Genomic DNA, 5168 nt, shown 5'->3' with positions numbered 1-5168 from the left:
TAGTTATAAAAACACAAAGCCCCATATTACTATGAGGCTTTTTGTATTGCTTATCACGATAAGTCTTTGATATTTGAATAAGATGGCGATTACCTACTTTCACCTGGCCGGAGCCAAACTATCATCGGCGTTTTGTAGTTTCACTTCTGAGTTCGGAATGGGATCAGGTGGTTCCTACAAGCTATTATCGCCAAAACTGTGTTTTGGATAATATATCTTATAAAGATATTTAACAATTCAGCATAGAAATAGACTTAAGTCTCTCGGATCATTAGTACTGGTAAGCTTCATACATTGCTGTACTTCCACACCCAGCCTATCAACGTCGTAGTCTCCAACGTTCCTTACTGATTTACATCAGAGAGATCTAATCTTGAAGGAGGCTTCCCGCTTAGATGCTTTCAGCGGTTATCCCTTCCGAACGTAGCTACCCGGCAATGCTTCTGGCGAAACAACCGGAACACCAGTGGTTCGTTCACTCCGGTCCTCTCGTACTAGGAGCAACTCTTCTCAAATCTCTAACGCCCACGGCAGATAGGGACCGAACTGTCTCACGACGTTCTGAACCCAGCTCGCGTACCACTTTAAATGGCGAACAGCCATACCCTTGGGACCTGCTTCAGCCCCAGGATGTGATGAGCCGACATCGAGGTGCCAAACTCCTCCGTCGATATGAACTCTTGGGAGGAATCAGCCTGTTATCCCCGGAGTACCTTTTATCCGTTGAGCGATGGCCTTTCCATACAGGACCACCGGATCACTAAGACCTACTTTCGTACCTGCTCGAGCCGTCACTCTCGCAGTCAAGCGCACTTTTGCCTTTATACTCTTGGCACGATTTCCGACCGTACCGAGTGCACCTTCGTACTCCTCCGTTACTCTTTAGGAGGAGACCGCCCCAGTCAAACTACCCACCATACACTGTCCTCGAATTTCTCCTGAGTTAGAACTTCAAATATTCAAGGGTGGTATTTCAAGGACGACTCCACAATCACTAGCGTGACTGCTTCAAAGTCTCCCACCTATCCTACACATAAATATTCAAAGTCCAGTGCAAAGCTGTAGTAAAGGTTCACGGGGTCTTTCCGTCTAACCGCGGGTACACTGCATCTTCACAGCGATTTCAATTTCACTGAGTCTCTGGTGGAGACAGTGTGGCCGTCGTTACGCCATTCGTGCAGGTCGGAACTTACCCGACAAGGAATTTCGCTACCTTAGGACCGTTATAGTTACGGCCGCCGTTTACTGGGGCTTCGATCCAGAGCTTCGCTTGCGCTAACCCCTTCAATTAACCTTCCAGCACCGGGCAGGCGTCACACCCTATACTTCATCTTACGATTTAGCAGAGTGCTGTGTTTTTGATAAACAGTCGCAGCCACCTGGTATCTGCAACCCCCAACAGCTCAGAGAGCAAGTCTCATCACCATCAAGGGCACACCTTCTTCCAAAGTTACGGTGTCATTTTGCCTAGTTCCTTCACCAGAGTTATCTCATAGCCTTAGTATTCTCTACCTACCCACCAGTGTCGGTTTACAGTACGGTCACTTATACAATATACTTAGAAGCTTTTCCTGGAAGCATGGTATCAATAGCTTCGTCAAACAAGTTTGACTTCGTCTCGTATCTCAGATCAACAAGATGCCGGATTTGCCTAGCACCTCTACCTACATACTTTCACCTGGACAACCATCCGCCAGGCCTACCTAACCTTCTCCGTCCCTCCTTCGTTTATATAAGCGGCACAGGAATATTAACCTGTTTCCCATCGACTTCACTCTTCAGCTACGCCTTAGGGGCCGGCTTACCCTACGTTGATTAACATTGCGTAGGAAACCTTGGGTTTTCGGCCAATAAGAATCTCACTTATTTTACGTTACTCATGTCAGCATTCGCACTTCTGATACCTCCAGCAAACTTCTCAATTCACCTTCATCGGCTTACAGAACGCTCCCCTACCAATATACTAAATATATTCCGCAACTTCGGTGCATAGCTTAGCCCCGTTAAATCTTACGTGCAGGCCGACTCGACCAGTGAGCTATTACGCTTTCTTTAAAGGGTGGCTGCTTCTAAGCCAACCTCCTGGCTGTCTGGGCCTTCCCACTTCGTTTCCCACTTAGCTATGACTTGGGGACCTTAGTTGGCGGTCTGGGCTGTTTCCCTTTCCACTACGGACCTTAGCACCCGCAGTGTGTCTCCCGTGATTGAACTTCATCGTATTCTGAGTTTGCATCGAGTCAGTAAGGTCGTAAAACCCCCATCGTCGAAACAGTGCTTTACCCCAATGAGTTATACACGAGGCACTACCTAAATAGTTTTCGGGGAGAACCAGCTATCTCCGTGCTTGATTAGCCTTTCACTCCGATCCACAGCTCATCCCATACTTTTGCAACAGTATTGGGTTCGGTCCTCCAGTTGGTATTACCCAACCTTCAACCTGGCCATGGATAGATCGCGCCGGTTTCGGGTCTACTCCTAGCAACTATTCGCCCTATTAAGACTCGCTTTCGCTACGGATCCCTTATTCAGTTATCCTCGCTACTAAAAGTAACTCGCTGACCCATTATACAAAAGGTACGCAGTCACATTACTAAATAATGCTCCTACTGCTTGTATGCAAGCGGTTTCAGATTCTATTTCACTCCCTTTATAAGGGTTCTTTTCACCTTTCCCTCACGGTACTAGTTCACTATCGGTCATTCAGGAGTATTTAGCCTTGGAGGATGGTCCCCCCATATTCAGACAAGGTTCCACGTGCCCCGTCCTACTTGTTCGTATGCTTAGTTCCACTGTGATTATTTCGTATACGGGACTATCACCCTCTACCGTCAAGCTTCCCAACTTGTTCTACTATAATTACAGCTAAATCATACCAGGCTCTTCCCACTTCGCTCGCCGCTACTATGGGAATCTCAATTGATTTCTTTTCCTAAGGGTACTTAGATGTTTCAGTTCCCCTCGTTCGCTCTACACTCTATGTCGAGTGAGTACCTAACTTGTGTTAGGTGGGTTCCCCCATTCGGAAATCTCCGGATCAAAGTTTATTTACCAACTAACCGAAGCTTATCGCAGATTATCACGTCCTTCATCGCCTCTGAATGCCAAGGCATCCACCGCTTGCACTTATTTTCTTAAGTCTATTTCTATACTAAATTGTTAAATATCTCTATCTTCATGTAAATAAATATGGTGGAGCCAAGCGGGATCGAACCGCTGACCCCCTGCGTGCAAAGCAGGTGCTCTCCCAGCTGAGCTATGGCCCCAAAAAACTGGTGGGTCTGAGTAGACTCGAACTACCGACCTCACCCTTATCAGGGGTGCGCTCTAACCAACTGAGCTACAGACCCGTATTTTACTTACACTAAAATATATTATCTACAAACACTATGCTAAATCACTTGAATATATAATTAGAGCTTATTTCTATTTTTTCGTATTTCCGTTAAGGAGGTGATCCAGCCGCAGGTTCCCCTACGGCTACCTTGTTACGACTTCACCCCAGTCATGAATCACTCCGTGGTAAACGCCCATTCGTTAAGCTATCTACTTCTGGAGCAACCCACTCCCATGGTGTGACGGGCGGTGTGTACAAGACCCGGGAACGTATTCACCGCAGTATTCTGACCTGCGATTACTAGCGATTCCGACTTCATGCAGTCGAGTTGCAGACTGCAATCCGGACTAAGAGTACCTTTCTGAGTTTCGCTCCAGCTCGCACCTTCGCAGCCCTCTGTAATACCCATTGTAGCACGTGTGTAGCCCTGGTCGTAAGGGCCATGATGACTTGACGTCGTCCCCACCTTCCTCCGCCTTGTCAGCGGCAGTCTCAATAGAGTACCCAACTTAATGATGGTAACTATCAATAGGGGTTGCGCTCGTTGCGGGACTTAACCCAACATTTCACAACACGAGCTGACGACAGCCGTGCAGCACCTGTCACTGCGTTCCCGAAGGCACCAATCTATCTCTAGAAAGTTCGCAGGATGTCAAGACCAGGTAAGGTTCTTCGCGTTGCATCGAATTAAACCACATGCTCCACCGCTTGTGCGGGTCCCCGTCAATTCCTTTGAGTTTTAGCCTTGCGGCCGTAGTCCCCAGGCGGAGTACTTAACGCGTTAGCTGCGCCACTAGATCCTTTACACCGAATCCAACAGCTAGTACTCATCGTTTACAGCGTGGACTACCAGGGTATCTAATCCTGTTTGATCCCCACGCTTTCGTCCCTCAGTGTCAGTATTGGTCCAGAATGTTGCCTTCGCCATTGGTGTTCCTTCTGATCTCTACGCATTTCACCGCTACACCAGAAATTCCCCATTCCTCTACCATACTCTAGTTTGCCAGTATCAAATGCAGTTCCAAGGTTGAGCCCTGGGCTTTCACATCTGACTTAACAAACCACCTACAGACCCTTTACGCCCAGTAATTCCGATTAACGCTCGGACCCCCCGTATTACCGCGGCTGCTGGCACGGAGTTAGCCGGTCCTTATTCTTTGGGTAACGTCCTTCTTATGAGCTATTAACTCATAAGCTTTCCTCCCCAACTAAAGTGCTTTACAACCCTAGAGCCTTCTTCACACACATGGCATTGCTGGATCAGGCTTTCGCCCATTGTCCAATATTCCCCACTGCTGCCTCCCGTAGGAGTTTGGGCCGTGTCTCAGTCCCAATGTGGCTGATCATCCTCTCAAATCAGCTATGGATCGTAGCCTTGGTAGGCCTTTACCCCACCAACAAGCTAATCCAACGCAGGCTCATCCATCTGCGGCAGCACAAAGGCCACCTTTAATCCGCAGATATTATGCGGTATTAACAGTCGTTTCCAACTGGTATCCCCCACAGATGGGCAGATTCCTACGCGTTACTCACCCGTCCGCCACTCGTCAGCAAGAAGCAAGCTTCTCCTGTTACCGTTCGACTTGCATGTGTTAAGCATGCCACCAGCGTTCAATCTGAGCCAGGATCAAACTCTTCAGTTTAATTCTCAAATTCTGACTCTAACTACTGATACTCAAATTCTTTAACAAAGTGTTTGTATATAATATATCTCTTAAATATCTTAGAAGCCTTAGCTCCCAACCGTTAACATCACTCGTCAGCCGGTGAAGACATATAATACGCATCACTCTTCCAAAATGCAACTACTTTCTTCAAAAAAATTAAAGTTTTT

General features: G+C 47.4%; 2 tRNA genes and 3 rRNA genes. All 5 read right to left on the bottom strand.

The window, feature by feature from the left end:
* Positions 1–80: 80 nt before the first annotated feature.
* Positions 81–195: ribosomal RNA gene (gene rrf / locus FQ699_RS02440) — 5S ribosomal RNA — on the bottom strand.
* A gap of 55 nt (positions 196–250) precedes the next feature.
* Positions 251–3137 (bottom strand): 23S ribosomal RNA (locus tag FQ699_RS02435).
* A 50-nt stretch (positions 3138–3187) separates the two neighbouring features.
* Positions 3188–3263, bottom strand: a tRNA-Ala gene (locus FQ699_RS02430).
* A 7-nt stretch (positions 3264–3270) separates the two neighbouring features.
* Positions 3271–3347: transfer RNA gene (locus tag FQ699_RS02425), tRNA-Ile, on the bottom strand.
* Positions 3348–3443: 96 nt separating this feature from the next.
* Positions 3444–4977 (bottom strand): 16S ribosomal RNA (locus FQ699_RS02420).
* The 16S, 23S and 5S rRNA genes sit together here with 2 tRNA genes alongside, the layout of an rRNA operon.
* Positions 4978–5168: the final 191 nt, after the last annotated feature.

The sequence above is a fragment of the Francisella salimarina genome (assembly GCF_007923265.1).
GTDB classification, from domain to species: domain Bacteria; phylum Pseudomonadota; class Gammaproteobacteria; order Francisellales; family Francisellaceae; genus Francisella; species Francisella salimarina.
Note: the sequence above shows the minus strand (reverse complement) of the source record. Positions and strands in the feature narration are given on the sequence as shown.